The organism is Serratia proteamaculans (genome assembly GCF_004684015.1).
GTDB classification, from domain to species: domain Bacteria; phylum Pseudomonadota; class Gammaproteobacteria; order Enterobacterales; family Enterobacteriaceae; genus Serratia; species Serratia proteamaculans_F.
Genome location: NZ_SRIA01000018.1, coordinates 1 through 26,478, shown reverse-complemented (window position 1 = coordinate 26,478; position 26,478 = coordinate 1). Strand labels below are relative to the sequence as shown.

General features: G+C 52.8%; 26 protein-coding genes, 2 tRNA genes and 2 other RNA genes. 14 read left to right on the top strand and 16 right to left on the bottom strand.

Annotation, left to right across the window (positions count from 1 at the left end; all coding sequences use genetic code 11):
* The first annotated feature begins 139 nt into the window (after positions 1 to 139).
* Positions 140 to 904: a MipA/OmpV family protein gene (locus E5C26_RS13925; RefSeq protein ID WP_135316844.1), complete on the top strand. Its 765-nt coding sequence runs from the start codon at positions 140 to 142 to the stop codon at positions 902 to 904.
* 115 nt (positions 905 to 1,019) lie between these two features.
* Here the strand turns inward: E5C26_RS13925 and E5C26_RS13920 are convergent, their stop codons facing one another.
* Positions 1,020 to 1,895 carry a D-hexose-6-phosphate mutarotase gene (locus tag E5C26_RS13920; protein ID WP_135316843.1) on the bottom strand — a complete coding sequence of 292 codons (876 nt, stop codon included), beginning with the start codon at positions 1,893 to 1,895 and terminating at the stop codon, positions 1,020 to 1,022.
* Positions 1,896 to 1,975: 80 nt separating this feature from the next.
* Positions 1,976 to 2,971: a glyceraldehyde-3-phosphate dehydrogenase gene (gapA, locus tag E5C26_RS13915; RefSeq protein WP_012145453.1), complete on the bottom strand. Its 996-nt coding sequence runs from the start codon at positions 2,969 to 2,971 to the stop codon at positions 1,976 to 1,978.
* Between the two features lie 348 nt (positions 2,972 to 3,319).
* On the opposite strand from gapA, the gene msrB reads away from it, so the two are divergent.
* Together msrB and E5C26_RS13905 are read left to right on the top strand one after the other, a co-directional pair.
* A complete protein-coding gene (gene msrB / locus E5C26_RS13910; protein WP_135316842.1) occupies positions 3,320 to 3,733 on the top strand; it encodes a peptide-methionine (R)-S-oxide reductase MsrB in 414 nt (137 codons plus the stop codon).
* Positions 3,734 to 3,797: 64 nt separating this feature from the next.
* Entirely contained in the window at positions 3,798 to 4,070 is a 273-nt protein-coding gene (locus E5C26_RS13905; RefSeq protein WP_012145451.1) for a YeaC family protein, read from the top strand.
* Positions 4,071 to 4,107: 37 nt separating this feature from the next.
* Here the strand turns inward: E5C26_RS13905 and E5C26_RS13900 are convergent, their stop codons facing one another.
* From E5C26_RS13900 to sppA, 4 genes are all read right to left on the bottom strand, one after another.
* Positions 4,108 to 5,388 carry a glycoside hydrolase family 18 protein gene (locus E5C26_RS13900; protein ID WP_135316841.1) on the bottom strand — a complete coding sequence of 427 codons (1,281 nt, stop codon included), beginning with the start codon at positions 5,386 to 5,388 and terminating at the stop codon, positions 4,108 to 4,110.
* Between the two features lie 230 nt (positions 5,389 to 5,618).
* Entirely contained in the window at positions 5,619 to 6,251 is a 633-nt protein-coding gene (pncA, locus tag E5C26_RS13895; RefSeq protein ID WP_135316840.1) for a bifunctional nicotinamidase/pyrazinamidase, read from the bottom strand.
* A gap of 22 nt (positions 6,252 to 6,273) precedes the next feature.
* On the bottom strand, positions 6,274 to 7,290 hold the full coding sequence (gene ansA / locus E5C26_RS13890) for an asparaginase (protein WP_135316839.1): 1,017 nt from the start codon (positions 7,288 to 7,290) through the stop codon (positions 6,274 to 6,276).
* 93 nt (positions 7,291 to 7,383) lie between these two features.
* Positions 7,384 to 9,240 carry a signal peptide peptidase SppA gene (gene sppA / locus E5C26_RS13885; protein WP_012145447.1) on the bottom strand — a complete coding sequence of 619 codons (1,857 nt, stop codon included), beginning with the start codon at positions 9,238 to 9,240 and terminating at the stop codon, positions 7,384 to 7,386.
* Between the two features lie 160 nt (positions 9,241 to 9,400).
* Between sppA and E5C26_RS13880 the strand changes: the two genes are divergently transcribed.
* The 5 genes from E5C26_RS13880 (at position 9,401) to E5C26_RS13860 (ending at position 14,486) form a co-directional block, all read left to right on the top strand.
* Entirely contained in the window at positions 9,401 to 9,952 is a 552-nt protein-coding gene (locus E5C26_RS13880; protein ID WP_135316838.1) for an NAD(P)H nitroreductase, read from the top strand.
* A 157-nt stretch (positions 9,953 to 10,109) separates the two neighbouring features.
* On the top strand, positions 10,110 to 11,153 hold the full coding sequence (gene selD, locus E5C26_RS13875; RefSeq protein ID WP_135316837.1) for a selenide, water dikinase SelD: 1,044 nt from the start codon (positions 10,110 to 10,112) through the stop codon (positions 11,151 to 11,153).
* On the top strand, positions 11,153 to 12,271 hold the full coding sequence (mnmH, locus tag E5C26_RS13870; protein ID WP_135316836.1) for a tRNA 2-selenouridine(34) synthase MnmH: 1,119 nt from the start codon (positions 11,153 to 11,155) through the stop codon (positions 12,269 to 12,271). Before selD ends, mnmH begins: the two co-directional genes overlap by 1 nt.
* Positions 12,271 to 14,196, top strand: a complete 1,926-nt coding sequence (locus tag E5C26_RS13865; protein ID WP_167796653.1) for a DNA topoisomerase III — start codon at positions 12,271 to 12,273, stop codon at positions 14,194 to 14,196. Before mnmH ends, E5C26_RS13865 begins: the two co-directional genes overlap by 1 nt.
* A complete protein-coding gene (locus E5C26_RS13860; protein ID WP_135316834.1) occupies positions 14,193 to 14,486 on the top strand; it encodes a DUF1496 domain-containing protein in 294 nt (97 codons plus the stop codon). Before E5C26_RS13865 ends, E5C26_RS13860 begins: the two co-directional genes overlap by 4 nt.
* 9 nt (positions 14,487 to 14,495) lie before the next feature.
* Here the strand turns inward: E5C26_RS13860 and E5C26_RS13855 are convergent, their stop codons facing one another.
* From E5C26_RS13855 to E5C26_RS13815, 9 genes are all read right to left on the bottom strand, one after another.
* The gene (locus E5C26_RS13855) at positions 14,496 to 14,897 is read right to left on the bottom strand and encodes a pyrimidine (deoxy)nucleoside triphosphate diphosphatase (RefSeq protein ID WP_135316833.1); all 402 of its coding nucleotides are present in this window, start codon (positions 14,895 to 14,897) and stop codon (positions 14,496 to 14,498) included.
* Positions 14,898 to 14,942: 45 nt separating this feature from the next.
* Positions 14,943 to 15,749, bottom strand: coding sequence for an exodeoxyribonuclease III (xthA, locus tag E5C26_RS13850; protein ID WP_115184531.1), 807 nt, complete (start codon positions 15,747 to 15,749; stop codon positions 14,943 to 14,945).
* Positions 15,750 to 15,852: 103 nt separating this feature from the next.
* Positions 15,853 to 16,425 (bottom strand): TIGR00730 family Rossman fold protein, encoded by a 573-nt coding sequence (locus tag E5C26_RS13845; RefSeq protein ID WP_012145439.1) that lies wholly within the window; start codon positions 16,423 to 16,425, stop codon positions 15,853 to 15,855.
* A gap of 126 nt (positions 16,426 to 16,551) precedes the next feature.
* A non-coding RNA gene (locus E5C26_RS13840) (RtT sRNA) lies at positions 16,552 to 16,678 on the bottom strand.
* 44 nt (positions 16,679 to 16,722) lie between these two features.
* Positions 16,723 to 16,807 (bottom strand) — tRNA-Tyr (locus E5C26_RS13835).
* A gap of 96 nt (positions 16,808 to 16,903) precedes the next feature.
* A non-coding RNA gene (locus tag E5C26_RS13830) (RtT sRNA) lies at positions 16,904 to 17,030 on the bottom strand.
* A gap of 41 nt (positions 17,031 to 17,071) precedes the next feature.
* Positions 17,072 to 17,156, bottom strand: a tRNA-Tyr gene (locus E5C26_RS13825).
* Positions 17,157 to 17,314: 158 nt separating this feature from the next.
* A complete protein-coding gene (gene purU / locus E5C26_RS13820) occupies positions 17,315 to 18,163 on the bottom strand; it encodes a formyltetrahydrofolate deformylase (RefSeq protein ID WP_012145438.1) in 849 nt (282 codons plus the stop codon).
* Between the two features lie 125 nt (positions 18,164 to 18,288).
* The gene (locus E5C26_RS13815; RefSeq protein ID WP_135316832.1) at positions 18,289 to 18,753 is read right to left on the bottom strand and encodes a YchJ family protein; all 465 of its coding nucleotides are present in this window, start codon (positions 18,751 to 18,753) and stop codon (positions 18,289 to 18,291) included.
* Positions 18,754 to 18,895: 142 nt separating this feature from the next.
* Between E5C26_RS13815 and rssA the strand changes: the two genes are divergently transcribed.
* The 5 genes from rssA to E5C26_RS13790 all read left to right on the top strand — a co-directional run bounded on the left by rssA (position 18,896) and on the right by E5C26_RS13790 (position 24,443).
* Positions 18,896 to 19,801 carry a patatin-like phospholipase RssA gene (rssA, locus tag E5C26_RS13810; RefSeq protein WP_135316831.1) on the top strand — a complete coding sequence of 302 codons (906 nt, stop codon included), beginning with the start codon at positions 18,896 to 18,898 and terminating at the stop codon, positions 19,799 to 19,801.
* Positions 19,802 to 19,906: 105 nt separating this feature from the next.
* Entirely contained in the window at positions 19,907 to 20,920 is a 1,014-nt protein-coding gene (gene rssB, locus E5C26_RS13805) for a two-component system response regulator RssB (RefSeq protein WP_135316830.1), read from the top strand.
* 198 nt (positions 20,921 to 21,118) lie between these two features.
* Positions 21,119 to 22,036, top strand: coding sequence for a UTP--glucose-1-phosphate uridylyltransferase GalU (gene galU, locus E5C26_RS13800; protein WP_135316829.1), 918 nt, complete (start codon positions 21,119 to 21,121; stop codon positions 22,034 to 22,036).
* Positions 22,037 to 22,079: 43 nt separating this feature from the next.
* Positions 22,080 to 23,423 carry a UDP-glucose dehydrogenase family protein gene (locus tag E5C26_RS13795; RefSeq protein ID WP_135316828.1) on the top strand — a complete coding sequence of 448 codons (1,344 nt, stop codon included), beginning with the start codon at positions 22,080 to 22,082 and terminating at the stop codon, positions 23,421 to 23,423.
* Positions 23,424 to 23,432: 9 nt separating this feature from the next.
* Positions 23,433 to 24,443: an NAD-dependent epimerase gene (locus E5C26_RS13790; RefSeq protein WP_135316827.1), complete on the top strand. Its 1,011-nt coding sequence runs from the start codon at positions 23,433 to 23,435 to the stop codon at positions 24,441 to 24,443.
* Positions 24,444 to 24,650: 207 nt separating this feature from the next.
* On the opposite strand, the gene hns is transcribed toward E5C26_RS13790, so the two are convergent.
* Complete coding sequence (gene hns, locus E5C26_RS13785) at positions 24,651 to 25,058, bottom strand: histone-like nucleoid-structuring protein H-NS (RefSeq protein ID WP_135316826.1); 408 nt, start codon at positions 25,056 to 25,058, stop codon at positions 24,651 to 24,653.
* 700 nt (positions 25,059 to 25,758) lie between these two features.
* Here hns and E5C26_RS13780 point away from each other — a divergent pair.
* Positions 25,759 to 26,343: a thymidine kinase gene (locus tag E5C26_RS13780; RefSeq protein WP_135316825.1), complete on the top strand. Its 585-nt coding sequence runs from the start codon at positions 25,759 to 25,761 to the stop codon at positions 26,341 to 26,343.
* The last annotated feature ends 135 nt before the right edge of the window (positions 26,344 to 26,478 follow it).

The following is a 26,478-nucleotide window of genomic DNA, read 5'->3' as shown; positions in this document are numbered from 1 at the left end:
GCAAAAAACGTCATGGTTCTGCCATGATTAATTCATATTAAGGTTCTAAGTTATTCGATCTTGGTTGTTTTCTATTGTAAAGATTCAGCGCGTCACGGAATTCTCACATAAACTAAGCACGCTATTAACTCTGTTATTTATGGAAAAAGAACCAGTGAAGATTTTTAAACTCAAAACGCTAGCAATTATCGCTTCCGCAATGGTTTGTGCGCAAAGTGCTCAGGCAGGAACTTGGTCACTCGGCGCTTCCGCGCTGGTTAGCCCGGACCCGTATCGTGGTTATCAGGACCGCGTTTATCCGGTACCCGTCATTAACTATGAAGGTGACGACTTCTACTTCCGCACGCTGACCGCCGGTTATTACCTGTGGAAAGATCAGCAAAACCAACTGAGTCTGATGGGCTACTTCTCACCGCTGGGCTATCGCCCGGGTGACAGTGACGACGACCGCATGAAGCAGTTGAACAAGCGTCGCGGTACCCTGATGGCCGGTCTGGCCTATTCGCATTTTGCCGAGTGGGGTATTCTGCGCACCACCTTTACCGGTGATACGCTGAACTACAGTAACGGTATGGTGGGCGACGTTGCTTATCTGTACAAATTTGATCTGGGCGATTTCACTCTGGTGCCTGGCGTGGGCTTGGCGTGGAGCAGCAAAAACCAGAACAAATACTACTATGGTGTCAGTGGCGAAGAGTCCCGCCGCAGCGGCCTGGACAGCTACACGCCGAGCGATAGCTGGGCACCTTATGTTGAGCTGAGCGCCAACTATAAGATCAACAAAGACTGGGACGCATTCTTCCTCGGGCGCTACATCAGCCTGTCCAGCGAAGTGAAAGACAGCCCAATGGTGGATAAATCTTACACCGGGGTGTTGATGACGGGTGTGAAATACACCTTCTAATCGAGGGTTGCACCAGTATCGGGCAATGTATGCATCATAAGGGGGCGTTAGCGCCCCTTTTGCACATCTGTAGTGCGTGGTTACTGGGCGGCACTGTTCACCGCCCTTAACGGGATCAGGCGTTGTTACGAATACGGAAGGTCACGGCCAGCCGAGCCGGCTGTTCACCTGCAGCCACCAAGGGCTTACTTACGCGACCGGTTTCCACACAAACCATGGTTTTATAACCGTCATTCGGCATATCCGCCATGCTGCAAGAAAGTTCCACGCCCGGGTTCCAGGCAATCACATCACTCATGTGATGGTGATGAACCTCAATGGTGCGCTGTAATGATGCATCCTTGATCAGGCTGAACGCGTCCGGTTGAGTATAAACCCGGTCGGTCTGGCCGACGAAGGTCACGTCACCGACCTGACGAGCTTGTGCACCAGCGGCCACTTTATCAATGTAAGGCTCGCCGAGACCGGCTACCTTGACCTGCGCAATATCACCAATCTGGAAGTAAGAGTGCAGGGCTGCGGTCGCCTGATAGTCGCCGTGGGACTCCAGCTCGATTTCACATTCCTCACCCAATTTGAACCGGGCAATCAGCGTAAAGGCATGTGGCCACAGGCTGCGGGTCTGCTCATTGTCTTTCAACGTGAAGGTCAAAATAACGCCGTTGTCGTCTTCATCATGCGCCGTCAGGCTCCACGGCTGATTGCGGGCGAAACCGTGCGAAGGTTTTGCCACTGGACCGAACCAGGGCCAGCAGATAGGTACGCCGCCACGGATGGCATTGCCTTTTTTAAACGGTGTGTTGTTGCTCAGCCAAATAACCGGCTTCTCACCGCTAGGTTGCCAGGCTAACAGATGCGCGCCCTGAAGTGAGATGGCAGCACGCACTTTCGGATGGGAAACCACCACGACAGGCAGCTCATCGAGCTGGCGCTGACTGATAAAAGGGGAAATTTGTTCGGTAACGGGTAGGGTGAAAATCTTTTCGTTCATCGGGTTGCCTTTTGTTCGCCGTAGAAACAAAAAAAGGGCGACAAAAATGTCGCCCTCATCATCAGCTTAACATCAATCCATTATTTGGAGATGTGAGCGATCAGATCCAGAACCTTGTTGGAATAGCCAGTTTCGTTGTCGTACCAGGAAACCAGTTTCACGAAGGTGTCGCTCAGAGCGATACCGGCTTTGGCATCGAATACGGAAGTCAGAGTTTCGCCGTTGAAATCGGTAGAAACTACTTCGTCTTCGGTGTAGCCCAGCACGCCTTTCAGCTCGCCTTCAGAAGCGGCTTTGATAGCAGCACAGATTTCTTTGTAAGAAGCTGGTTTTGCCAGACGAGCAGTCAGGTCAACCACAGACACGTTCGGAGTTGGAACGCGGAACGCCATACCGGTCAGTTTGCCGTTCAGTTCTGGGATAACTTTACCTACTGCTTTAGCAGCACCGGTAGAAGAAGGGATGATGTTCTGGGATGCGCCGCGACCGCCGCGCCAGTCTTTGTGAGACGGGCCATCAACAGTTTTCTGAGTTGCGGTAGTTGCATGCACAGTGGTCATCAGAGCTTCAACGATACCGAACTTGTCGTTGATAACTTTAGCCAGTGGTGCCAGGCAGTTGGTGGTACAAGAAGCGTTAGAAACGATTTCCTGACCCGCGTAAGATTTGTGGTTAACACCCATAACGAACATTGGGGTGTCGTCTTTGGATGGGCCAGTCAGAACAACTTTCTTAGCGCCTGCAGCGATGTGTTTACGTGCAGTTTCGTCAGTCAGGAACAGGCCAGTTGCTTCAGCAACGACGTCAACGTTGACTTCGTTCCACTTCAGGTTAGCCGGATCTCTTTCTGAGGTACAACGGATGGTTTTGCCGTTAACAACCAGGTGGCCGTCTTTAACTTCTACAGTGCCGTTGAAGCGGCCGTGAGTAGAGTCATATTTCAGCATGTAAGCCATGTACTCTGCGTCTAACAGGTCGTTGATTGCAACGATTTCGATGTCAGAACGTTCTTGAGCAGCACGAAAAACAATGCGACCGATACGGCCAAAACCGTTGATACCTACTTTGATAGTCATATATTCCACCAGCTATTTGTTAGTGAATAAAAGGTTGCCTGTAAAATTACAAAAACCTTACCAAGCGTCAAGCGGAATCGTGTCAATTCTTGCTGCAAATCAAACCTGGAAGCCGGGTTTGAGTGCTTATTGCACATTCCGTTTGCGTTCGGCCTCATCCGTTATATGGGGTCAAACCGCTAAGTATAAAGTCAGCCTGTTCTAGATATGTGATCGGTATCACAAATTGCCATGGCGTGACCTTTATGGGCTACAGTTTAGGCCAAAAAGCGCTGCAGTGTTGTTAATTTTTTGTTATTATTACTCATTGTTTTCGTTGACATTATCCACATTCAGAGAAACGCACAAATGGCTAAAGAGACAACCCCTGACCATCCGGCCACGGAACTGAATGAAATCCAACGTTATGTGACTCAGGAACGTGGTACCGAAGCGCCGTATTCCGGCAAATTGCTGCACAACAAACGTGAGGGCGTGTATCATTGCCTGTGCTGCAACCATCCGCTGTTCTACTCCGACAGCAAGTATGACTCCGGCTGCGGCTGGCCGAGTTTCTATCAGCCGGTTTCCGACGATGCTATTCGTTATCTTGATGATAATACGCATAATATGCATCGCGTTGAGATCCGCTGTGGGCATTGCGACGCCCACCTGGGGCATGTTTTCCCCGATGGGCCACAGCCTACCGGCGAGCGTTTTTGCGTTAACTCGGCGTCGCTGAGCTTTACCGACGATGAGAACGGCGAAAAAACGGCCGGCTGACGGATTATTCCGTAAGAAAAATCGATTCAGCTAATTATTCTTCCACGAGTGAGGAAATGCTCTGATGGACGTAAAAGATCTGATTGCCGCCATGACGCCGGAAATCTATCAGCGACTGGTGCTGGCCGTGGAGTTGGGCAAGTGGCCGGACGGCGTGGCACTGACGCCGGAACAGAAAGAAAACAGTCTGCAAGCGGTGATGCTGTGGCAGTCATTACACAACGCTGACCCGCAGCATATGAGTATTGGCACCGACGGGCAGATAGTGATGAAGAGTAAGCAGGAGCTGAAACAGCAGTTCATTGCTGAACCGCTGGTCAAGTTAAAGCCACAGTAACTCTGACAGCTGGGCGATGCTCGCATCGCCCGCTGCGTTACCGTTTCCCGCCGTTAATCCCCAACGACTCCGCCAGTTGATGCGCTAACCGGTTATTGTCGTCTGCGCCATATTCCCAGAACATTGCACCGCCCAATCCCTTGCTTTTGATGTAGTCAGCCTTGAGTTCAACCGAGCGAGGGTTCTCGTAGGAAATAGCGAACAGCGGCTTGCCCTCGGCGGATTTCATCGTCAGGTAAGGCACCTGGGCGTCATTGTCCCAATGGGCGGTGAAGCGCCGTTGTGGATCGTTTAGCAGCTTGCTGACGATATCGTTGTATTTGAAATAGCTGTCCTTGGTCAGATCCAACCCCATTGATTTGAACACGGCAATTTCGCGAGCGGTGAAGTAGGGCTGGGTGACCGGGTTTTTGGCCGCGTCCGCTTTGTCCCAATCTATGCCCGGCTCGGTAGCCCGTTTTGGCACCCGGCCATAGAAACCAATGCCCAGGTTCAACTGAGCCGGCTTTAACCCGGCGGCCAAATAGTTATCCACCACAAAATTGGCACTGTAACGATCGGCGGCGGCGACGGTTGGCCACTGTTTGGAGTCATACAGGTTGGAGTTGAAGTATTGGGTGCCGTACGCCATGTCGTAAGTCATCAGATTGATGTAATCGAGGTAGGGCGCAATGCCTTTAACATCGACCCATTCCTGTGGGCTTTTCACGTTGGCACCGACGGCGATGGTCAGTAGCTTGCCTTTATCCAGCGCTTTATGCAGTTCCGCCAGCAACAGCGTGAAGTTGGCACGATCTGCCGGTTGGCTTTCGACCAGCCCCCAGGCACCGTTAACCGGGTATTCCCAGTCGAGATCGATGCCGTCCAAATGATATTGCTTAATGACCTGTTGTACCGAGCGGATAAACACCGCCCGGCTTTCCGCTGTGGCGGCCGCGCCTGAGAACCCGCGCGCTCCCCAGCCACCGACGGACAGCAAGACTTTCAGCTCCGGGTTCTGTTTACGCAGAATCGGCAACAGTTGCAAATCCGCCATCACCTTGGGTGACAGATAAATTTGGTGCAGGCGGGACGGATCTTTTAGCGCCGGGTTGGTTTCCTGTTTTTCGTCGTTGTAGATCAGACCGAAAGAGTAATTGAGGTGGGTAATTTGTGTGACGTCCAGCTTGTTGATATCGCCGCCAGGGCCGGCGGTAACATCACCGCCACCGTTGAAATAACCGACGGAAAGGTAAGAAGCGGCATGAGCCATGCCGGCACCAGCCATACCAAGCTGCACCGCTACCAGCAAAGGCAGCAGTTTACGGGTTAATACCATGTCATCTCCTTTGGTCGGCAAGGCCGACCGAAACCGCCTCTGGCGGTAACATAAAGCCGGGCTCAATGGGCCCCGGATGCGTATAACTTACTGATGCCAATGCATCAGCGGTCATAACAGCAAAAGGGCCGCACGCGAACAAGATGTAATCACAGGAGAATGGTCGGAATGTGAGCGATGTCGAGGTTTGGGTCAGGGGAGAGAAGGGGCGCAAAAAGCGCCCAAGAGTATCAGTGGGTGATAAATTGTGACAGGGTAACGAGTTGCGCTCCGGCCTGTTGCATCACCCGGAGGGCTTCCTGACTGTCGCCAGGCTGCAAATTAACCCCGCGGCAGCCGTCGGTAATCACCGTGGTTTTGTAACCCAACTCGAGCGCATCCAGCACGCTGAATTTTACGCAGTAGTCGGTCGCTAAACCCATAATCGCCAAATGACTAACGTTCTGCGCTTTCAGCCAGGCGTCCAACTCGGTGTGCGAGCGATGACCGTTGTCGAAGAAGGCGCTATAGCTGTCGATAGCCGTATTTTGCCCTTTACGGAACACCGCGATGATGTCCCTCTGGTGCAATTGCGGATGAAACTCAGCACCCTGACTTTCCTGTACGCAGTGCACCGGCCACCAAACCTGTGGCAAGCCTTCAAGCTCACCCAGGGTGCCTACCGGTGCGTTGGCATTTACCGCAAAGCTGCGGTGATTGGCGGGGTGCCAGTCCTGGCTGGCGACCACCGGTTCACCGCGCGCGTTGCAGGCCGCTATAGCCTGATTGGCAATGCTAATGACGGCATCACCGTCAGTCACCGCTAATGCGCCGCCGGGGCAAAAGTCGTTTTGCAAATCGATAAGCAACAGGGCCGTTTTCATCGCAACTCCATGGTGTCTAGGGTTAACCGCTAATGCTCAGTTCGCCGCGCAGATCTTGTTGCATCAGGCTGCGGATTTGTTCCGGCGTCAGGGGTTGGCTCAGCAGGTAATGCAGCTTGGTCAATGCGGCCTCGACCGTCATGTCAAACCCACTGATGACGCCGGCATGGGCCAGTGCGTTACCGGTGGCGTAACCTTCCATATTGACCCGCCCGGAGATACATTGCGTCAGGTTTACCACCACAATGCCGCGTTCAGACGCATCGCGCAATTCATCCACCAACTCTGCTTTTTGCGGTGCGTTGCCTACCCCGTAAGAGCGCAGGATCAAGGCTTTCACCGGTTGTAGCAGGAAATTGCGCACTACCGCGCCGGAGATACCTGGGTAAATGGTCACCACACCGATCGGTTGTGGCGTAATGTCATGCACCCTGAGTTCGCCATTGCAGACCGGGCTGTCGATGCCGTTCTGGCGGCGAATATGAATACCGGCCTCCAGCAGCGGCGGCAGATTGGGTGAAGCAAAGGCGTCGAAACCGTCAGCATGCGCTTTGGTGGTACGGTTGCCGCGGAACAGCTTGTTATTGAAGAACAGGCTGACTTCATTCACCGGATGATTGGCCGCCAGATACAGCGCGTTCAGCAGGTTGGTCTGGCCATCGGAACGCAGTTCCGCCAGGGGGATCTGAGAACCGGTGACAATCACCGGCTTGGCCAGGTTTTCCAGCATGAACGACAGTGCCGAGGCGGTAAATGCCATGGTGTCGGTTCCGTGCAGGATCACAAAGCCGTCATAGCGGTCATAGTTCAGTTTGATATCGTCGGCGATATGCTGCCAGTCTTCCGGCGTCATGTCGGAGGAGTCGATCAGCGGCGCATATTCATGAATGGTGAAGTCCGGCATTTCCGGTCGGTGGAATTCCGGCATCAGCGCCAGTTGCCGTTGCAGGTGGCCGGAGACGGGAATATAGCCGTGCTCAGAACGCTGCATGCCGATGGTCCCGCCAGTGTAGGCGACGTAAATCGATTTCTTTTGCATAGTGATTGTTTTAACAGAAATAAGATGGGCTGAATTATAGGGGGATAAGCGCAGAAAAAAAGCCCGGTGGGTGCCGGGCTGAGGATTAATTTGTTAGCGGACTTCTCCGCAGGTCAAACAGATGGCATAGCGGTTTTGCGGATCGTTGAGGTTATTGAACAAACCCGGTTGCTCTTTGACCGCCATGGCGACCGACGCCAAGGGTGCAGGCAGCATCGACTGGATGGCTGCCGGCAGCATGGCGTGAATGGAAACGCCAAATTGGCTGAGAACCATATCGGTCAGGCTTGGCGTATCGACAAACCAGTTGAGCTGCCACTGTTTCAATTGCGCCAGTTCGGCTGCTTTCTTCACCGCGTCATCGAAGTCACCCAACTGATCGACCAGACCATTGGTCTTGGCATCGCTGCCCAGCCACACGTGACCCTGAGCAATCTGATCAACCTGCTGCGGTGTCATTTTGCGTGACTTGGCGACCAGATCGATAAAGTTTTGATAACCTTTTTCAATGTTCAATTGCATCATCTGCGAGAACTCTGGCGGTAGCGCCTTGGTAACAGCCAGATCCGCCAGCGGTGAGGTTGCCACGCCGTCGGTATGCACGCCGATGCTGTCCAGCGTCTGTTCGTAGGTGTTAATCACCCCGAAGATGCCGATGGAGCCGGTGAGGGTGCTCGGGCTGGCGATAATGTAGTCCGCCGGGGTAGAGACCCAATAACCGCCCGAAGCCGCCATGCCCCCCATGGAAACCACCACAGGTTTGCCCGCAGCCCGTACCGCAGCCAACTCGGAGCGAATCACTTCAGAGGCACTGACGCTGCCGCCTGGGCTGTTGACCCGGAAGATCACCGCCTTGATGGCCGGATCCAGTCGCGCCTGACGCAGTTCTGCGGCAGTGGTATCGCCGCCAACGGTGCCTGGTGTTTGCGGGCCGTCCATGATCGCGCCGTTAGCGAAGATCACGGCGATTTTACCGCCCTGATCCGGCGTCGGCTTCGGCTGGTAGTCGTAGATGCTGGTAGCGTTGAAATCATTGGCCTGTTTGTCCCAACCGAAAGTCTTGATCAGTTGGTTTTCGATAACGGTGCGCGATGCCAGTTCATCGACCAGTTTGTTATCCAGCGCATACTTCGCCGTATCCCCCCCGGCAGCCTGCATACCGCTCAGCACGCCTGCGGCCCCTGGGAACAGCTGTTGCGCCGTGATCTGGCGGTTAGCCGCTACGGTATCCAGATAGTTTTGCCACAATCCGCCAATCCAGCGGCTGTCTGCTTCGCGGGCGGCCGGTGACATATCGTCACGGATCAAGGGTTCCACGGCGGATTTATAGGTACCGACGCGGAAGATGTTGGTGGTGACCTTGAGTTTTTCCAACAAAGATTTGTAGTAAAGGTTGTTGGTGGCGAAACCGTGCAGGTCGACCGCACCCTGTGGCGACAGGTAAACCTTGTTGGCGTAGCTGGCCAGATAATATTGTGTCTGGTTATAGCTGTCGCCAATGGCAAAGATCGGTTTGCCACTGTCACGGAATTCACGCAGCGCCTTGCCGATGTACTGCAGCGAAGGCTGATCGGCACCGGCAAAGTCATTCAACTGCAATACCATGCCGGTAATGTTTTTGTCGTCTTTGGCCTTGCGGATGCTATCAACCACGTCAAACAGGGAGTTTTCCTGCAGGCGGTTGCTGGAAGCGCCCAACAGTTCACGACCCCATTGGCGAACCTTGTTGTTCATCGACGGTTGGTCAACCACCACACCGCTCAAATCTACCAGCAATGCACCGCGAGTAGGGACGGCAGGGGTGGTAGCACTCTGGAATGAAAGATAGATACCGACCCCGACCAGGATCAGCAACACCAGGAACAAATTGAGGATCAGTTCCCTGATAAAGTTCAGCAGACGCCATGTCCACCTGAAAACGCCGGCAATGATTTGCCACAATGTGCGCATGTGCTCTCCAGCAAGAGTCGAGAATGTTCCGCTATCCTAATGAGCGGCCAAAGAAATGTCAGCTTTAAATCGTGGGTCACAGAGGCTAATGCCGAGGCTGTCACTCGCCGTTTAGCTATGTTACCGTGATTTGAATGAAAATTGTTATCAGGAGTTTACGATGGATGCACTGGATCTTTTACTGAATCGCCGCTCTGCGTCACGCCTCGCGGCCCCTGCGCCGACGGGTGAGGCGCGTCAGAATATCATCAACGCGGGCCTGCGAGCGCCTGATCATGGTGCCTTGCAGCCATGGCGTTTTGTGATGATTGAAAACCAGGGGCTGGAGCGCTTTAGCCAATTGTTACAAGCTGCTGCAAAGCAGGACGAGATGGATGAAGCCGCGCTAGAAAAGGCGACCAAAGCGCCATTCCGCGCGCCACTGATCATCACCGTGGTGGCGCATTGCACCGAAGAAACCAAGGTGCCGCGCTGGGAACAGGTGGTTTCTGCCGGTTGTGCGGTCCAGGCGATGCAGATGGCTGCACTGGCGCAGGGCTATAACGGTATCTGGCGCACCGGCGCCTGGACCGAGCACCCACTGGTTCGTGAAGCCTTTGGCTGCCGCGAGCAGGACGAAATTGTCGGCTTCCTGTATCTGGGGACCCCACAGTTGAAAGCTTCCACCAAAGTGATCGCCCCGGACAGCACGCCTTTCGTCAGCTATTTCTGATCCCACCGGCGGGATTGCGGCAAAAATGCGCTAAATCCCGCCATTCTGTGTTGTTTATGAGCAGGCCGTTCGGTTATCGGCAGCCCGCTCTTACCATTCCCGTCGGCAAGCGCTACCCTATGATATCTTGAATGCCGTTAACCGAAGGGAGTGGTATATGACATCGCCAGCGATCCGTTTAACCCAGTACAGCCATGGCGCCGGCTGCGGTTGTAAAATCTCACCGAAAGTTCTCGAAACTATTCTGCACAGCGAGCGGGAGAAATTTGTCGACTCGCGCTTGCTGGTAGGTAATGAAACCCGTGACGATGCGGCGGTGTATGACATCGGCAACGGCGTGGGCATTATCAGCACTACCGACTTCTTTATGCCGATCGTCGATAACCCGTTCGATTTCGGGCGCATTGCCGCCACCAACGCCATCAGCGACGTGTATGCCATGGGCGGTAAACCTATCATGGCGATTGCCATCCTGGGATGGCCGATTGCCAAGCTGGCACCGGAAGTGGCGCAGCAGGTGATCGACGGCGGGCGCTATGCCTGTCAGCAGGCGGGTATCGCCCTGGCAGGCGGCCATTCTATCGATGCGCCAGAGCCTATTTTTGGCCTGGCGGTGACCGGCATCGTCAATACCGAGCGGGTGAAGAAAAACAGCGCGGCGCAGGCCGGGGCCAAATTGTACCTGACCAAGCCGTTGGGCATTGGCGTGCTGACCACCGCCGAGAAGAAAAGCAAGCTGTTGCCAGAGCATGAAGGCCTGGCGACCGAAGTGATGTGCCAACTGAATAAACCGGGCACGGATTTTGCCGAAGTCGACGGCGTGACGGCGATGACCGATGTCACCGGCTTCGGTCTGCTGGGCCATCTGAGCGAGGTTTGCCAGGGCTCAGGGCTGCAGGCGACGGTATGGTTTGATCAGGTGCCTAAACTGCCTGACATCGAGCGTTATATTGCCGAAGGCTGCGTACCCGGCGGTACCGGGCGCAACTTTGAGAGTTACGGCCATCTGGTGGGTGAAATGACCGACCTGCAGCGCCAATTGCTGTGCGATCCGCAGACCTCCGGCGGCTTGCTGCTGGCAGTTCTGCCTGAAGCGGAGCAGCAGGTACAGGCGATTGCCGAGCGCCACGGCATTCAACTCCAGGCGATTGGTGAGCTGCATGCGGCCGAGTCGTCCAAACCCTTGATCGAGGTTGTCTAGTGTCAACCAGCAGGGAACGAGAAGACACCCAGGATTATCGCCGTATTTTTTTGCAGGATATCCCGCTGATTGACGTGCGCGCGCCGGTTGAGTTTCAACAGGGCGCTTTCGCCAATGCCATCAATCTACCGCTAATGAACGACGATGAGCGACAGGCGGTTGGTATCTGTTACAAACAGCAGGGCCAGCAGGCAGCGATTGCGCTGGGCCATAGTCTGGTCAATGGCAGGTTGCGTGAGCAACGCACGGCGGCCTGGCTGGCGCAATGTGCCCAATCGCCGGAAGGTTATATTTACTGTTTTCGCGGCGGTTTGCGTTCTCAACTGGTGCAGCAGTGGCTGCGTGAGGCCGGTATCGCCTATCCGCGTATTACCGGCGGTTACAAAGCTCTGCGCAATTTTTTGCTCACCACGCTGGAGCAGAGCGCCGAGCTGCCGATGGTGCTGATCGGCGGCAATACCGGCAGCGGTAAAACTCTGTTGGTCAATGAGCGGGTCGACGGCGTTGATCTGGAGGGGGCGGCGCACCACCGCGGGTCATCTTTTGGTCGAACGCTGGTGAGTCAAAGCGGCCAGATTGATTTTGAGAATCGTCTGGCTGTGTTATTGCTGAAAAAACAGCATGGTGGCTGCCGCCGCTGGGTACTGGAAGATGAAGGGCGGATTATCGGCAGCAACAATTTGCCATTACCGATCTTCAACCGCATGCAGCAGGCACCGGTGGCGGTGATAGACGATCCTTTTGAAGTGCGTCTGGCACGGCTGCAGCATGAATATATCGACCGGATGCGTATTGAGTTTGAACAGGCCTACGGTGCGCAGCTGGGCTGGCAGAAGTACGATGAATATCTGCATCACGGCCTGTTTGCCATTCGCCGCCGCTTGGGTCTGGAGCGTTTCCAACAGCTGACGCAGCACCTGGAATGGGCACTGCAGTATCAGCAGGCCAGTGGAAATAGTGACGAGCATCAGCAGTGGCTGGTGCCGTTGTTGCAGCACTACTACGATCCGATGTATCACTACCAATTGGAAAAGAAATCCCAGCGGATTGTGTTCCGCGGGAATTATGCTGAAGTAAGAGAATTCCTGATGACGTACAGCCAGAATAACGGTGAATAATGCGACTGTTTATTGCCGAGAAACCGAGTTTGGCGCGCGCCATTGCCGACGTACTTCCCAAGCCGCATCGCCGTGGCGACGGGTTTATTGCCTGCGGTAACAATGATGTGGTGACCTGGTGTGTGGGTCACCTGTTAGAACAGGCGCAGCCGGATGCCTACGACAGCCGTTATGCACGCTGGTCGCTGGCAGACCTGCCGATCATCCCTGAAAAGTGGCAATTGCAGCCACGGCCTTCGGTCAGCAAACAGCTTAATGCCATTAAAAAGCTGCTGCACGAGGCCGATGAAGTGGTGCATGCCGGTGACCCGGACAGGGAAGGCCAATTGCTGGTGGACGAGGTGCTGGACTATCTGGCGTTATCGCCGGAAAAACGTCACAGCGTCCGCCGTTGCCTGATCAACGATCTCAACCCGCAGGCGGTGGAACGCGCGATTGAACGGCTGCGTGACAACCGCGACTTTATCCCACTTTGTGTTTCCGCCCTGGCGCGCTCCCGTGCCGACTGGCTGTATGGCATCAATATGACCCGCGCCTACACCATTTTGGGGCGTAATGCCGGTTATGATGGCGTGCTGTCGGTGGGCCGGGTGCAAACGCCGGTGTTGGGGTTGGTAGTCAGGCGTGACGAAGATATTGAAAATTTTGTCTCGAAGGACTTTTTCGAAGTTAAAGCGCACATCGTGACGCCCAAAGATGAGCGTTTTGTCGCCCTGTGGCAACCGAGTGACTCCTGCGAGCCTTATCAGGACGAAGAAGGGCGCTTGCTGCACCGATCGTTGGCAGAACACGTGCTCAAGCGCATCGAGGGGCAGCCGGCGCTGGTCACCTCTTATAATGATAAACGGGAATCAGATACTGCCCCCTTGCCGTTTTCACTGTCGACCTTACAGATTGAGGCTTCCAAGCGTTTTAACCTGAGCGCGCAACAGGTGCTGGACGTGTGCCAGCGGCTGTATGAAACCCATAAATTGATTACCTATCCGCGTTCCGACTGTCGCTATCTGCCGGAAGAGCATTTTGCCGGGCGGCATTCGGTGTTGAACGCCATTAGCGTTCACCAGCCGGATCTTTATCCGCAGCCGGTGATCGACAGCGATCGTCGTAACCGTTGCTGGGACGATAAAAAGGTGGATGCCCACCACGCCATTATTCCTACCGCCCGAGCCAGTAAGGTTAGTCTCAGTCAGGACGAGCTAAACGTTTATGGCTTGGTTGCACGGCAATACCTGATGCAGTTTTGCCCGGACGCCATGTTCCGCAAATGCGTGATTGAGCTGGATATCGCCGGCGGCAAGTTTATCGCCAAGGCACGTTTTCTTGCTGAGGCAGGATGGCGGACACTGTTGGGCAGTAAAGAGCGCGATGAAGAAAACGAAGGCGCTCCGCTGCCTGTAGTGGCGAAGGATGATGAGCTACTTTGTGAGCGTGGGGAGGTGGTAGAACGCCAGACCCAACCGCCACGTCCGTTTACCGATGCCAGCCTGCTTTCCGCCATGACCGGGATTGCACGTTTCGTTCAGGATAAAGCACTAAAGAAAATCCTGCGAGCGACCGATGGTTTAGGGACCGAGGCTACGCGCGCGGGCATCATTGAGTTGCTGTTCAAGCGGGCGTTTTTGTATAAGAAAGGGCGCTATATTCACTCCAGTGAAACTGGCCGGGCGTTGATCCATTCGCTGCCGGATATTGCTGCCCGTCCTGATATGACCGCCAACTGGGAAGCCACGCTGACGCAAATCAGTGAGAAATCCTGCCGTTATCAGGACTTTATGCAACCTCTGGTAGGCACTCTGCAGGAACTGATTTATCAGGCCAAGCAGAGCCGGGCGAGTATGGCGTTTCGCGGGTTGCCGCCGTCACCTTCTGGCGGGGCGAAAAAACGCAAGAAAAGCGCCGGTAAGGCGCGGGAGAAGAGCGAATGAATCACTGCTTACTGTTGCTGGCCGGTAGCGCACTGCTGTTTTGTTCCACGGCGATGGCCAACCGTGGCGATGTCGATGTGGTGGTGCCAGTGTCACCGGAAATCTGGGGGGCGGCCAAAAATGCTGCTGCTCAGCCGACAGCACAACCTTGCAGTCGCTGCTGTATCTATCAGGATCAAAACTATTCTGAAGGGGCGATACTCAAGGTGGAAGGGGAAGCGTTGCAGTGCGTACGCGACCCCAACGTGGTGGGGACCAATCCGTTAATTTGGGTGCGTCTGAAGAAGTGACGCTGTCACTTAGCCTTGCGCCTGCAGTGCGCTAATATAGGCGGTTAATAGCGGGACATCCGCCGGAGCCAGGGGATAGTCAAAAGCCTGCTCCGGCGCCAACCAGACAAAATCTGAATGGCAGCGGTTTTGTAATTCGCCGCTGAAGGTTTCAACCTGCCAGGCATGCAGCCGGATGATACGCTCACTTTGCTGCCACTGGTTGCTGGCGACATAGCGACCGACACTGGCTACAATTCCCAACTCTTCGTCCAGTTCACGTGCCAGTGCTTGCGGCTGGCTCTCGCCTGCCTCTACCTTGCCGCCGGGGAACTCCCACAGTCCGGCCTGATCGCTGCCTGCATCGCGCTGCGCCAAAAGGATCTGACCATTTCTTTCAATGATGGCGGCGACGACATCGATAATTTTCATAGGTACCACATAAAGTAACCCCGGCGATGGCCGGGGTTGGGACAATTACAGTGAGAATTCCGCCCAGACTGGCGCGTGATCCGACGGCTTTTCCATCCCGCGGATCTGATAATCGATGCCGGTGGCGGTGCAGCGTGCGGCCAATGGCGTGCTGGCCAGCAGCAGATCGATTCGCAGACCCCGGTTTTCATCGAAGCCACGTGAACGGTAGTCGAACCACGAGAATTGATCGTTACGTTCCGGGTTGGCGTGGCGGTAGGTATCGACCAGGCCCCAGTTCATCAGGCGATCCATCCATTCGCGCTCTTCCGGCAGGAAGGAACACTTACCGGTACGCAGCCAGCGTTTACGGCTTTCCTCGCCGATGCCGATATCGTAATCGCTTGGGCTGATATTCACGTCACCCATCACCAATACCGGTGAGTCCACCGACATTTGCTGCTCCAGGTAATTTTGCAAATCCTGATAGAAGCGGGTCTTGGCGGGGAATTTGATCGGATGGTCACGGCTTTCCCCCTGCGGGAAGTAGCCATTGATCACCGTCAGCGTGCCTTGTGGCGTCGCCAGGTCAGCCATGATGATGCGGCGCTGTGCGTCTTCATCATCGGTAGGGAAACCACGGCGTACGGCAAGCGGCTTCTCTTTGGTTAGCAGTGCCACGCCATAGTGACCTTTTTGGCCATGATAGAACACGTGATAACCATGCTGGCTGACTTCTTCCAGCGGGAACATGTCATCGTGAACTTTCGTTTCCTGCAGGCCGATCACGTCGGGCTGGTGCTGTTCGATGATCGCGGCCAGTTGGTGCGGACGCGCACGCAGTCCATTGATATTAAAAGAGACAAACTTCATGAGCGGTGCCGTTTTTACAAGAAAAATGTGTTGAGATAGTAGCAGAGTTTGGCCAGAAATGTAACGCAGGCCAGCGGCATCAGGCCGCCGGCGGCAAGCTGAATTATTTTGCCCAGCGGTCGTAAGTCTTGGGCTGGTAGTCGTCAAATTGTTGCAGCAAGGTTTGCGCTGACTCACTGATGTGCATGGTGCCCAGATAGTCATGGCGCATAAAGCCCTGATCGGCCACGTGCTGCAGGAAACTGTTCAGTGGGCGATAGAACCCATTCACGTCCAGCAAGCCAACCGGTTTGCTGTGATAACCGATCTGACCCCAGGTCCAGATTTCAAACAACTCCTCGAGGGTACCTATGCCGCCAGGCAGCGCGATAAAACCGTCTGCCAGAGCCGCCATGCGCGCCTTGCGGGTGTGCATGTCCGGAACCACTTCCAGTTCAGTCAGGCCACGGTGTGCGGTTTCTGCTTCTACCAGCCGCTCGGGAATAATGCCCACGGCCTCACCACCGGCGGCAAGCACGGCATCAGCCACAATGCCCATCAACCCTTTTTTGCCGCCGCCATAGATTAGGCGTCGGCCCTGAGCGGCAAGCGTTTGCCCCAATTGCCGCGCGTTCTCGGCATAAGCAGGATTAACGCCTTCGCTGGCACCACAAAAAACGCAGATATTGTTACGCATGCACTTTCTTCCTTACTGCATTAAAGAAGTCAGTGGTATAGCGAATTGTTGACCGGAGTTCAAGTTGAGGATGCACTGAATGGTTAAGGGAATTGATAAATGGTCTATCTGAGAGGTATACAAGGATGGTGGTGGGGGAAGGATTATTCGTCGCTGTGCGACTCACCCTGCGGGCCGCGCTGAAGTGCGTTGTCTCACTGCGTGAGACTCGAACCTTGTCGAAGCTTCTCATCCCTCCCGGTAAGGAGTGATCTGGGGGCTGTCAGGTTTGATTTGATTCTGAAGGGTATACAAGGATGGTGGTGGGGGAAGGATTCGAACCTTCGAAGTCTGTGACGGCAGATTTACAGTCTGCTCCCTTTGGCCGCTCGGGAACCCCACCATGGTATTCATGGTTTTACAAATTGTAGTTCCGGTTTTATCCGGAAGAAACCTGGCCGGTTTCTTTACTGCGTCTTCACTCGTTGCAGAGAGAAGATGGTGGTGGGGGAAGGATTATTCGTCTCTTCGTTCCTCACCCTGCGGGCCGCGCTAAAGCGCGTTGTCTCACTGCGTGAGACTCGAACCTTGGCGAAGCTTCTCATCCTCCCCCTCAGTGTTTTATGTAGCTTCAGCTTTCGCTGTGCTCTCATCAACAGAGAGAAGATGGTGGTGGGGGAAGGATTCGAACCTTCGAAGTCTGTGACGGCAGATTTACAGTCTGCTCCCTTTGGCCGCTCGGGAACCCCACCACTGGCCTTGCTTGCGAAACGTCTGTCTCGGTAAGCGGGGCGCATCATATCAAATGAAACGGGCGTGTAAAGCATTGAAATGCAGAAAATGAATCGTTTGCCGATTTTTTACTCGTGGCGGCGCATCCCTGAACGAAAGGCACCGCTTTATTGAGCAATTACAGGATAACTGTCCGGTTGCCGTAGACAAATACCCGTTGCGCCAACACATGGTACAGTGCGCGGCTAAGGGCATTTTTCTCAACGTCTCGTCCGGCACGCATCATATCTTCAGCCGAATAGGTGTGATCAACATGGATCACGTCCTGCATGATGATTGGGCCTTCGTCCAGATTATCGTTAACGTAATGGGCCGTAGCACCGATGATTTTCACTCCGCGTTCGTAAGCCTGGTGGTAAGGGCGGGCACCGATAAAGGCCGGCAGGAATGAGTGGTGGATATTGATCACCTGGTTTGGATAGTGCTGCACGAATGCTGGTGTCAGCACGCGCATATATTTGGCCAGCACCACGTAATCCGGCTGATACTGATCGATCTGGGCCATCATTTTCTGATCGTGTTGATCGCGTGTCAGGCCTTCATGGCTAACCAGGTGGAACGGGATATCGAAACGCTCTACCAGCGTTTGCAGCGTATCGTGATTACCGATAACTGCCGCAATTTCTACATCCAGACCGCCGTAGGCGCTTTTCATCAGCAAGTCACCCAGGCAATGCGCTTCTTTGGTCACCAACACCACAATACGACGACGGCCGGAGTTATGCAGTTCGCGAACCGAACCCACCGGCAGTGCGCTATCGAGATCTGCCAGCAGCGTCGTGTCGTTGAAAATGCCTTCCAATTCAGTACGCATAAAGAAACGGCCGGTACGGTGATCAACAAATTCATTGTTTTGAACAATGTTGAGCTCATGCTTGTAGCAAATGTTGGTGATCTTGGCGATCAGGCCTTTGGCATCCGGGCAAATGGTGCGCAAAACTTTTCTTTGTACATTTTGGTGTGGCATGGGAGTGAGGATCCTGTCTGATACTGAACGCCCTGTCATGGCAGGCGAAAGTTTTTATCATCTGTATTTTCAAGCGGCAGCACGATGGGCAGCGACTTGACGTTTATGGGTACCCTGACTGTTGGCTAACGCCCACAGCATTTTTTATATTTTTTCCCTGAGCCGCAGGGGCAAATTGCATTTCTGCCGGGTTGGGGTTTGGTGCCGTCTATATAATACCAGCGTTGGTCAAGTTGAAGGAAGCGAGAACGCTCGTGCATCGCCTGATGTTCACCGGTGTTGCCGTCGATAAATCGGGCAATGAACTCGACAAAACCTTCCCCGGCTTCATGGCCCTGTTTTTCTTCAACCACCGTCAGACCCAGCCATTCGGTATTCTTGAAACTTTCGGCGATCGCGTTGCGCCATTCCGTGGCATGACAGTCGGGATGCCAGGTGGCAATCAGATAATCCACGTTGTGTTTTACGTATGCGCTAAAGCGCGAACGCATTAATTGTCCGGGTGTGGCCGGTGTTTGGGTGCCGTTGACGTAGGGTTCGCAGCATGCGCTATACTCCAGTCCGCTACCGCAGGGGCATAATTCGGGCAAGGTGACTCCTAAAATGGCCGGAACGAAATGAACGGGCCGATGCCGAAAGTGATTTAGCGCATATGTTACCTAACATCATTCGACCCTGACAATCTACGCTGACGGCAGGATCGAAACAATTCACCGGAAAAAGGCGGTAATTATGCGGAAAATCAAGGTTGGATTGGCATTGGGTGCAGGGTCGGCTAAAGGCTGGGCACATATTGGTGTGATCAATGCACTAAAGAAGTTGGGGGTTGAAGTCGATATAGTAGCCGGTTGTTCGGTTGGCGCACTGGTGGGGGCTGCTTTTGCCAGCCATCGTCTGCCGGCCATGGAAACCTGGGTGCGATCATTCAGTTATTGGGATGTGATCCGTTTGATGGATTTGTCCTGGCAGCGCGGTGGGCTGCTGCGTGGTGAACGGGTGTTTAATGCGGTAGGGCAGTTGCTGAAGATCGATGATATCGCCGAGTGTTCATTGAAGTTTGGTGCTGTGGCGACCAATCTGAGTACCGGGCGGGAACTGTGGCTGACCGAAGGTGATATTCATCAGGCGGTGCGAGCGTCGTGCAGCATGCCCGGTCTGTTGGCACCGGTGTGGTTTGACGGTTATTGGCTGGTGGATGGCGCTGTGGTGAATCCGGTACCTATCTCATTGACCCGGGCCCTGGGTGCCGACATTGTTATCGCCGTTGACTTGCAACACGATGCTCATCTGATGCAGCAGGATTTGTTCTCGGTGCAAAGCCCTGAGATGGATGTGCCAAAAGATCTCGCCGCCCGTAACTGGCGAGGTCGTTTAAGGGAACGCATCAGCAAAATGACCACCAGAAAGCCTAATCTCACACCGACGGCGATGGAAATCATGGGAACTTCTATTCAGGTGCTGGAAAATCGCCTGAAACGCAACCGCATGGCTGGCGATCCGCCAGATGTGTTGATCCAACCCTATTGCCCACAGATTTCGACGTTGGATTTTCATCGCGCCGAAGAGGCGATTGAAGCCGGCAGATTGGCGGTTGAAAAACAGCTGGATAAACTGTTGCCCTTGATAAAAAACAAATAATTTACGGTTCTTGACTGCATAACCTGCGATGGGAGCAATTTCCGACAGGCATAAAAGGTCTTTTTGAGCCACTATTACACTATGAAAAGGGAAGAGGCTCGACTGATGGCATTACCATTGACTCACAAGCGCATTTTGGTCGTTGAGGACGAACTGGTTTTTCGTTCCGTGCTTGTTGGCTATTTGAAATCGTTGGGAGCAGAAACCAGTGAGGCTCCCAATGGTTTGCAGGCGTTGAGTCTGGTGGATGATGTTCATCCCGATTTAATCCTGTGCGATCTGGCGATGCCGGAAATGGATGGGATTGAGTTTGTCGAACACCTGCGGTTACAAGGCGTGCAAACCCCGGTGTTGGTGATCTCGGCTACCGATAAAATGGCGGATATCGCCAAAATGTTGCGATTAGGCGTCCAGGACGTGTTGTTAAAGCCGGTGACCGACCTTAATCGTCTGCGTGAAGCGGTGCTGGGGTGTCTGTATCCCAATATGTTCACTTCACAGGCCATTGAGGAAGTGGAACTGTTCCAGGACTGGGACGCGCTAAGTAAAAATCCTTCCGAAGCGGTGAAGTTGCTCAAACAGCTACAGCCGCCGGTGCAGCAGACCGTTGCTAATTGCCGAATTAATTATCGCCAATTAACCACTGGCGAGAACCCGGGATTGGTGTTGGATATTGCGGCACTCTCGGATAAGGATCTGGCGTTCTATTGTCTGGATGTGACCCGCGCAGGAGATAATGGCGTATTGGCGGCACTGCTGCTGCGCGCATTATTTAATGGATTGCTGCAAGATCATTTAGCTAATCAGCGCCATCGGCTGCCGCAAATGAGTGCATTGTTAAAGCAAGTTAATCAATTATTACGACAAGGCAAGCTGGAAGGGCAATTTCCGCTGCTGGTTGGTTATTATCACGCCGAATATAAGAACCTGATCCTGGTCTCCGCCGGTCTGCATGCCAATGTGAATACCGGTGATAATCAAATTCAACTGAGCAACGGTGTGCCATTGGGCACGCTGGGTGCGACTTACATGAATCAAATCAGTCAGCACTGTGCTGCCTGGCAGTGCCAGGTTTGGGGCTCGGGTGGCAGGCTACGCTTGATGCTCAGTGCTGAATAATCCTCCTGGGTCAAAATAGTATTTGAAATTTATATATTTGAGATGCTTATTTTTACCTCAGTTAGTCCATTGGGTAATTGTCCTAAAGTTTTTCTATTTGTGCTGCGGTTAATGCCAGTCAGTCATAAGCTGGTATACTCCGAGGGTTTTGTATGGCGGATAAAGCTCATAAACTGAGCGCTATTAAGAGAGGAAATAATGCCTGCTGTAAATCGTAAAGTCAGAAAGGCGGTGATCCCGGTTGCAGGCTTGGGAACACGGATGTTACCGGCGACAAAAGCCATTCCTAAAGAAATGCTGCCGCTGGTTGACAAGCCCTTGATCCAATACGTTGTGAATGAGTGTATTGCAGCAGGGATTAACGAAATTGTGCTGGTTACCCATTCCTCCAAGAATTCGATCGAAAACCATTTCGATACCAGTTTTGAACTGGAAGCGATGCTGGAAAAACGCGTTAAGCGTCAGTTGCTCGATGAAGTGCAGTCTATCTGTCCCAAGGGCGTTACCGTGATGCAGGTGCGTCAAGGCGTGGCTAAAGGGCTGGGGCACGCGATTATGTGTGCCTATCCACTGGTCGGTGACGAACCGGTGGCGGTGATTTTGCCGGACGTGATCCTCGATGAGTACAGCTCCGATCTGAAAAAAGACAATCTGCACGAAATGCTGCAGCGTTTTGAACAAACGGGTATCAGTCAGATTATGGTTGAACCTGTGCCACATAAAGATGTTGGCAACTATGGCGTGGCCGATTGCAAAGGGTATGAGCTGAAGCCGGGTGAAAGCGCCCCGATGGTCAGCGTAGTCGAGAAACCTTCGCCGGATGAAGCCCCTTCCAACCTGGCCATTGTAGGCCGCTATGTACTCTCTGCCGATATCTGGCCGCTGCTGTCGAAAACCCCTCCGGGCGCCGGTGGTGAAATCCAGTTGACTGACAGCATTGAAATGCTGATGCAGCAAGAGACGGTAGAGGCGTATCACCTGAAAGGGATCAGCCACGATTGCGGCAACAAGCTGGGTTATATGCAGGCATTTGTCGAATATGGCATGCGTCATGCCGGGCTGGGCCAAGAGTTTACTCAGTGGCTGAAACAGTTATTGGCCGCTGACAAGAAATAATTTATTCATCTTTCGTCTTAATTTGAAAAACTAGGATTTTCCCATGAAAGTAACAGTTTTTGGTATTGGCTATGTTGGCCTGGTGCAGGCTGCGGTGTTGGCTGAAGTCGGCCACGACGTTATGTGTATTGATATAGACGAGCGTAAAGTCGAAAACCTGAAGAAAGGGAATATCCCTATTTTTGAGCCAGGCTTGACGCCGTTGGTGCAGCAAAACTATGAAGCAGGTCGCCTGCAGTTCACCACCGATGCTAAAGCCGGGGTTGAACATGGCACCATTCAGTTCATCGCCGTGGGGACGCCACCAGATGAAGACGGCTCTGCCGACTTGAAGTATGTAACGGCTGTGGCCCGTACCATTGCGGAACACATGACCGACCATAAAGTGGTGATCGATAAATCTACCGTGCCGGTAGGTACTGCAGATAAAGTCCGTCAGGTTATGGAAGAAACGCTGCGCAAACGCGGCAGCCAGATTCCTTTCGATGTGGTTTCCAACCCCGAGTTCCTGAAGGAAGGTGCGGCAGTAGCGGACTGTATGCGTCCTGAGCGCATCGTTATCGGTACCGATAACAAAGATGTGATTGAACCTATTCGCGAGCTGTATGAGCCGTTCAACCGCAATCACGATCGCATGATCATGATGGATATTCGCAGTGCTGAACTGACCAAGTATGCTGCCAACTGTATGCTGGCGACCAAAATCAGCTTTATGAATGAAATGTCTAATCTGGCCGAAATGCTGGGTGCAGACATTGAGAAAGTGCGTCAGGGTATCGGTTCTGATTCCCGTATCGGTTACCACTTTATCTACCCAGGCTGTGGTTATGGTGGCTCCTGTTTCCCGAAGGACGTTCAGGCCCTGATCCGCACTGCTGAACATATTGGCTACCAGCCAAAACTGTTGCAAGCGGTAGAGCAGGTTAACTATCAGCAGAAATATAAGCTGACCAAGTTCATCAAACATCACTTTGGTGAAGATCTGAAAGGCAAAACCTTTGCGCTGTGGGGATTGGCATTCAAGCCGAATACCGACGACATGCGTGAGGCTTCCAGCCGGGTGTTGATGGAGCAACTGTGGGAAGCGGGCGCTACCGTTCAGGCGTACGATCCTGAGGCCATGAACGAAGTACAGCGCATCTACGGTCAGCGCGACGATCTGAAGCTGGTCGGTACCAAAGAAGCGGCGCTGCAGGGTGCTGACGCGTTGGTTATTTGTACCGAATGGCAGAACTTCCGTGCACCGGATTTCGACGTGATTAAAGGTTCGTTAAAGCAACCGGTAATCTTTGATGGTCGCAACCTGTTTGATCCTGAACGTTTGGAAAATCGTGGCTTTACCTATTATGCGATTGGTCGCGGTGCGTCCATTCAGCCGGTTATTTAAGGGATAAATATGAAATTCCTGGTTACAGGCGCGGCAGGGTTTATTGGTTACTACACCGCTGAGCGTCTGTTGGCCGCTGGGCATCAGGTTGTCGGTATTGACAACCTGAATGATTATTACGATGTGGGCCTGAAAATGGCTCGTCTTGATCTGCTGGCGGATAAACCGGCTTTCCAGTTTATTAAGCTGGATTTGGCCGATCGTGAGGGCATGGCGCAGCTGTTTGCCGAGCATAAGTTCCAACGGGTGATTCACCTTGGCGCACAAGCCGGGGTGCGTTATTCATTGGAGAACCCGCTGGCGTATGCTGACTCAAATCTCATCGGGCATATAAATGTGCTGGAAGGGTGCCGACACAATAAAGTTGAGCATTTGTTATATGCTTCTTCCAGTTCGGTATATGGCCTGAATCGTAAGTTACCCTTTGCGACTGAAGATTCTGTTGATCACCCGATATCTTTGTATGCAGCGACCAAGAAAGCCAATGAGCTGATGTCACACAGCTACTCCCATTTATATGGTCTTCCAACCACCGGTCTGCGTTTCTTTACCGTTTATGGCCCGTGGGGGCGTCCGGATATGGCGCTGTTTAAATTTACCAAGGCCATATTGGCGGGTGAGAACATCGATGTATATAACCACGGGGAGATGCACCGTGACTTTACTTACATCGACGACATCGCTGAGGCTATTGTGCGGTTGCAGGCGATTATTCCACAGCCGAATGCAGCCTGGACGGTGGAACAGGGTTCTCCGGCAAGCAGTTCTGCGCCGTACCATGTCTATAATATCGGCAACAGCAATCCGGTTAAGTTGATGGAATATATCAGCGCATTGGAACAGGCGCTGGGGATTGAGGCACACAAGAATATGTTGCCGATGCAACCTGGCGACGTGTTAGATACCAGTGCCGATACTGCGGAGCTTTATCGTGTGATTGGCTTCAAGCCAGAAACCAGCGTTGAAGAAGGTGTGAAACGCTTTGTTGAATGGTATAAGTCTTTTTATAAAGTTCAGTAATTGAGCAGCGTGTAAATGCTATAAGGGGCCATGGCCCCTTTTTTATGCTTCAGGAAAGGTCAGGTAGCCAAGAGACAAGGCCAATGAGGTAGAAGGTTACCTACATAGGATAATTACGCAAAGCTTGGCTTGGATTCTACTACCTCTGAAAATAAGCATAACAAAAAGGCTCCCAAGGGAGCCTTTTTAACTTGCAGCGGAATGCTATTACAGCAGGAAATCGTCCAGAGATTTACCTTGCTCTTCGATAGCTTTCTTAATCACTGCTGGGGTACGGCCCTGGCCAGTCCAGGTTTTCAGTTCACCGTTTTCGTCTTTATATTGGTATTTAGCCGGACGTGCAGCACGTTTAGCTTTACCAGCGGCTTTAGTTGCAGCCATAGTTTGCAGCAGTTCATTAGGATCAATACCGTCAGCAATCAGCATTTCACGATATTGCTGCAGTTTACGGGTGCGTTCTTCAACTTCTGCTTGAGCCTGGCTGTCTTCTTCGCGACGTTCGTTCACAACAACTTCCAGTTTTTCAAGCATTTCTTCCAGCGTTTCCAGTGTGCATTCTCTTGCCTGGGCGCGTAGAGTACGGATGTTGTTCAAAATCTTTAATGCTTCGCTCATTGTCCTAGTCTCAAATTATATTGGTGGGGGGCGTCTGGATAATAATAGAGTGCTCTTTTCTTTTCTGCAATAGCCAAATTGAAAAGGAAGGCTCAAATTTACCTTTTAAAACACTAAACCAGAACACTCTGGCTAATATAGGTGGGGGAGGTAAGTATTACAACTGTCATTTTTAAGTCAAATTTTCAACAGCGACGGTATGTTTGCTATGCCGGGAAGACATTCATGGCTAAGTTATAATTGTGTTTTATATCAATATTACGCTGAATTCTGTGGGTTAAATCACGCGACTTAGTATGCAAACACTGTAAACAATGGGGGTATACGAGTAAAGATAACGTCAAGAACTGTACCTTTGGCTGTTTGGTGTCATTAAATACTTGGGCGTAGCGCTGAGTAGTGTTAATAGATTTAATTCCACCCCTACCTCGGGGGCTGCGGGGCTTTCCTGTGTTGGCATAACCATTAATGCCGGACGCTAATCATTAGCAGTAATTAAATGTGATGTCAGACAGAAATTATCCTGTAAATAGATGTAAAGGTATGAGATGTAGAAAACGGAATGTTTCACTTGAAAGTTGGCATTCGTTTTGCGCAATGTTGATTAACGTCCGAGGCGTGAGCAGGCCGGCAGGTTATGGTACACTTTGCGTCTGAATCAACCTTTGAATATTTCTTATACCATTGGAGTTGCGGGCCCATGGCTCAACTTTATTTTTATTACTCTGCGATGAACGCAGGGAAATCTACCGCGTTGTTGCAATCTTCATATAATTATCAAGAGCGTGGTATGCGTACGCTGGTGTTTACTGCCGAAATAGATCATCGGTTTGGTGTCGGTAAGGTCAGCTCGCGAATCGGGCTGTCGTCGCAGGCACAGCTCTATAATAATGACTCGATGCTCTATGCGATGATTGCACAGGAACATCAACAGCAACCAATACATTGCGTGTTGTTGGATGAAAGCCAGTTCCTGACGAAGCAGCAGGTTGAGCAATTGTGTGATGTCGTCGACCAACTGGATATTCCGGTTTTGTGTTACGGCTTGCGCACTGACTTCCTGGGAGAACTGTTCATTGGCAGCCAATACTTGCTGGCCTGGGCAGATAAACTGGTAGAGCTGAAAACTATCTGCCATTGCGGTCGCAAGGCCAATATGGTGTTACGGCTGGATGAGAGCGGGCAGGCGATGCATGCTGGTGAGCAGGTAGTGATAGGCGGCAACGAGAGCTACGTTTCCGTTTGCCGTAAGCATTACAAAGAAGCCATACAGGCACTGGAGTAGCGTTTAGAACGCCACAGGGAGCCCTATGGCGTGTTTGAGCGCTATTGCGCACTCAGGGATGTACTGGTCAACGTGCCGCATAAAAAAACCGCCTTTCTGAAGTGAACCCCGTTTATTGGACACTTTGCCTGGCGG

Excerpts from the sequence above, each read along its gene's own strand:
- E5C26_RS13925 (WP_135316844.1), top strand. The coding sequence starts at position 140 with ATGGAAAAAGAACCAGTGAAGATTTTTAAACTCAAAACGCTAGCAATT.
- E5C26_RS13920 (WP_135316843.1), bottom strand. The coding sequence starts at position 1,895 with ATGAACGAAAAGATTTTCACCCTACCCGTTACCGAACAAATTTCCCCT.
- gapA (WP_012145453.1), bottom strand. The coding sequence starts at position 2,971 with ATGACTATCAAAGTAGGTATCAACGGTTTTGGCCGTATCGGTCGCATT.
- msrB (WP_135316842.1), top strand. The coding sequence starts at position 3,320 with ATGGCTAAAGAGACAACCCCTGACCATCCGGCCACGGAACTGAATGAA.
- E5C26_RS13905 (WP_012145451.1), top strand. The coding sequence starts at position 3,798 with ATGGACGTAAAAGATCTGATTGCCGCCATGACGCCGGAAATCTATCAG.
- E5C26_RS13900 (WP_135316841.1), bottom strand. The coding sequence starts at position 5,388 with ATGGTATTAACCCGTAAACTGCTGCCTTTGCTGGTAGCGGTGCAGCTT.
- pncA (WP_135316840.1), bottom strand. The coding sequence starts at position 6,251 with ATGAAAACGGCCCTGTTGCTTATCGATTTGCAAAACGACTTTTGCCCC.
- ansA (WP_135316839.1), bottom strand. The coding sequence starts at position 7,290 with ATGCAAAAGAAATCGATTTACGTCGCCTACACTGGCGGGACCATCGGC.
- sppA (WP_012145447.1), bottom strand. The coding sequence starts at position 9,240 with ATGCGCACATTGTGGCAAATCATTGCCGGCGTTTTCAGGTGGACATGG.
- E5C26_RS13880 (WP_135316838.1), top strand. The coding sequence starts at position 9,401 with ATGGATGCACTGGATCTTTTACTGAATCGCCGCTCTGCGTCACGCCTC.
- selD (WP_135316837.1), top strand. The coding sequence starts at position 10,110 with ATGACATCGCCAGCGATCCGTTTAACCCAGTACAGCCATGGCGCCGGC.
- E5C26_RS13865 (WP_167796653.1), top strand. The coding sequence starts at position 12,271 with ATGCGACTGTTTATTGCCGAGAAACCGAGTTTGGCGCGCGCCATTGCC.
- E5C26_RS13860 (WP_135316834.1), top strand. The coding sequence starts at position 14,193 with ATGAATCACTGCTTACTGTTGCTGGCCGGTAGCGCACTGCTGTTTTGT.
- E5C26_RS13855 (WP_135316833.1), bottom strand. The coding sequence starts at position 14,897 with ATGAAAATTATCGATGTCGTCGCCGCCATCATTGAAAGAAATGGTCAG.
- xthA (WP_115184531.1), bottom strand. The coding sequence starts at position 15,749 with ATGAAGTTTGTCTCTTTTAATATCAATGGACTGCGTGCGCGTCCGCAC.
- E5C26_RS13845 (WP_012145439.1), bottom strand. The coding sequence starts at position 16,425 with ATGCGTAACAATATCTGCGTTTTTTGTGGTGCCAGCGAAGGCGTTAAT.
- purU (WP_012145438.1), bottom strand. The coding sequence starts at position 18,163 with ATGCCACACCAAAATGTACAAAGAAAAGTTTTGCGCACCATTTGCCCG.
- rssA (WP_135316831.1), top strand. The coding sequence starts at position 18,896 with ATGCGGAAAATCAAGGTTGGATTGGCATTGGGTGCAGGGTCGGCTAAA.
- rssB (WP_135316830.1), top strand. The coding sequence starts at position 19,907 with ATGGCATTACCATTGACTCACAAGCGCATTTTGGTCGTTGAGGACGAA.
- galU (WP_135316829.1), top strand. The coding sequence starts at position 21,119 with ATGCCTGCTGTAAATCGTAAAGTCAGAAAGGCGGTGATCCCGGTTGCA.
- E5C26_RS13795 (WP_135316828.1), top strand. The coding sequence starts at position 22,080 with ATGAAAGTAACAGTTTTTGGTATTGGCTATGTTGGCCTGGTGCAGGCT.
- E5C26_RS13790 (WP_135316827.1), top strand. The coding sequence starts at position 23,433 with ATGAAATTCCTGGTTACAGGCGCGGCAGGGTTTATTGGTTACTACACC.
- hns (WP_135316826.1), bottom strand. The coding sequence starts at position 25,058 with ATGAGCGAAGCATTAAAGATTTTGAACAACATCCGTACTCTACGCGCC.
- E5C26_RS13780 (WP_135316825.1), top strand. The coding sequence starts at position 25,759 with ATGGCTCAACTTTATTTTTATTACTCTGCGATGAACGCAGGGAAATCT.